Source organism: Natrinema soli (assembly GCF_028618695.1).
The window spans coordinates 1-2,444 of record NZ_JAQIVI010000294.1 but is presented as its reverse complement, the minus strand read 5'-3'; the positions used below and the strand labels follow the sequence as shown (position 1 = coordinate 2,444).

The 2,444-nt window shown below is 65.3% G+C and carries 3 protein-coding genes; 2 read left to right on the top strand and 1 reads right to left on the bottom strand.

The features are described 5' to 3' along the window. Positions 1–837: beta propeller repeat protein (locus tag PGX04_RS17520; RefSeq protein WP_273739695.1), on the bottom strand; the 837-nt coding region annotated here is incomplete at its 3' end. A gap of 152 nt (positions 838–989) precedes the next feature. Here PGX04_RS17520 and PGX04_RS17515 point away from each other — a divergent pair. Further along, positions 990–1,559: a GNAT family N-acetyltransferase gene (locus PGX04_RS17515; protein WP_273739694.1), complete on the top strand. Its 570-nt coding sequence runs from the start codon at positions 990–992 to the stop codon at positions 1,557–1,559. 169 nt (positions 1,560–1,728) lie between these two features. Further along, positions 1,729–2,427 (top strand): CDP-alcohol phosphatidyltransferase family protein, encoded by a 699-nt coding sequence (locus tag PGX04_RS17510; protein WP_273739693.1) that lies wholly within the window; start codon positions 1,729–1,731, stop codon positions 2,425–2,427. Positions 2,428–2,444: the final 17 nt, after the last annotated feature.

The following is a 2,444-nucleotide window of genomic DNA, read 5'->3' as shown; positions in this document are numbered from 1 at the left end:
GCCGGCCGCGAGTCCGTCGGCCCCGTCGCGGTCGATCGCACGGATCGCCCGACGCTTGCCGTCGACGACGTGGGGCGTCCAGCGGAAGCCGTCGTACCGATAGACGATCCCGGAGCCGGCGGCGACGTTCACGTCTTTCGGGTCCTGACTCGCGAGGTCGAAGAACGCGCCGCCCGCGAAGTCGATGCCGATCTGCTCCCACGTTCCGCCGCCGTCGGCCGTCTCCGCGACGAACTGGCTCGTCGAACAGACGTGTCCCGCCCCTCGAGCGTGGAAGTCGATGCCGGGGATCGTCGAGCCGCCGCCGGGTTTGATCACGTCTTCGTACTGCATCGCGCCGCTGTCCTGGCGGACGCCGACGAGGAGTTCCCCGGAGCCGTTGACGAAGTACACGCGCTCGTTCTCGCCGGCGGTTCCCCGGACCGCGCAGTCCTCCCAGGTACTCGTCATGCCGTTCGGCGCGGAGTAGTTCGTTAGCGTCTTCGTCTCGACGTTGTACTCGCCGATGACGCCGCTCCCGCCGACGAACCAGACGGCGTTGCCGTCGTCGGTGGCGTCGATTCCGGTCAGCCGACGGCTGCGGGCCTGCGGCCCGTAGGCGACGACTTTCTGCCAGCCATTCTCGCGTCGGGCGAGGACGTTGCCGTCCGCCCCGGCCGCGAACGGTCCCGCAGCGGTGTCGACGGCGTCGTTCAGCGCCTTTCCGGTCGGTGACTCGACTCGTTGCCACTCGGTTTCGTTCGACTGTGCGGTCGCCGCCGAACCGAGCGTGAGAACGCCGGCGGCGGTCGTTGCCGTCGCGAGCCGTAGCACATCGCGTCTGGTCTGTTCGGACATGGATCGCGATCCGGGGTAGCGCTCGAGCGCCTATAAGGACCTGTAGTGTTCTATATATCTATAACGAAACTCGGTCAGATCGAACGCTACACACCGGAGTCGGCTCCGTTTCGTCACTAACTATTTATTCCATCGCCGGTGAAAGACGACTGATGCCCGAACTCTGGCGGCTGACCCGAAATCGGTACGGTCGTACCGCCTACGATACGCTCGCACAGCTCGGGATCACGGCGACGGTGATGATCGAGTACGTCACGACGCTCGAGGGGACCACCTTCGATACCGACGGGAAGCGGTCGTACTCGGTCGAGGTCTGTGAGCCGGCGCGAGTCACGTCGCTGGATGCACCCGTCGACGAGCTCCGTCCCGACGAGCAGGTGATCGCCGCACTCGAGGACGGCCGGCCTCGAGGCTACTGTTTTACTTCGATCGACGCCGCCCACGAGATCGACCCGCTGGAGCGAACGCTGGCGTTCGACGGAGCCTACATCAGACGCGTCTTCGCCGATCCCGACCACCGGAATTGCGGGATCGCGACGGCAATCGTCGCCGAAGCCTGCCGACGGGCGCATGAACGCGGAGCCGGGCGTGCCACCGCGCTCGTCGCACTCGACAACAGCCCCTCTCGACGGCTGTTCGAACGCCACGGCTTCGAACCTCGTCAGCGTCGTCGCTACGTCAGGATCGGACCGTTCTCGCATCGATCGACGAAAGCACGGTAGCGGGCGCTCGCTCGAGTAGAACGGATCGCAGGAGGGGCGTCACGGCAGTGACCGACTACCGATCGGTACCGAGATGAATGAAGTCGACTATAGGTATATAGAATATTTCTAAGTAAATAGTTCACAGGGCAGATTTATACCTGTTCCTGTCGATGCTCCACTCGAGCGAATGACGGGTGAACTGCGTGAGGCGATCCGAGGGGTCTGGAACCGGTTCGATCCCGCCGATCGGCGGGTCGTGAACGCGGCCGACAGGACGAACGTGTTCGAACAGCTCACCGGCGCGGACTACATCAGCCTCGGCGCACTGTTCGTCGGCTGGGCCAGCGCGCTCCTGTTCGTGGGCGGGGAACCGAACTGGGGGCTGTTGGCCATGTTCGCCGCGTTCTGTCTCGACAAAGCCGACGGCTGGTACGCCCGTCGGACGGGCACGTCCTCGCCGTTCGGGCGGCAGGTCGACTCGTTCATCGACATCTTCGCGTATCTGGTGCCGGCGGTGCTCCTGTACCACTTCGTCCTCGCGCCGGGCGTATTCGCCAGCCTCGTCGTCGGCTTTCTCGTCCTCGCGTTCGGCGGACTCCGACTGGTTCGGCACAACAGCGAGGGCTTCGGTTCCGACGACGGGGCCAGCTTCTATCACGGCACCACCGTCGTCCACACGAACCTCGTCGTCGTCACGAACTACTTCCTCGCCGCCTTCGTCGGGGCCTGGAACGGCTGGCTGGCCGGACTCGTGATCTGCGTCGCCTGCCCACTGATGGTCTCCGACTACAAGGCCTACAAGACCGATACCAGCCACGTGCTGGCCGGCCTCGCCACGGTGGCCGCCGCCGGACTCGCGCTCGCCCTCGAGTTCGGCCACCTATGACGGGCCATGCCGCACGC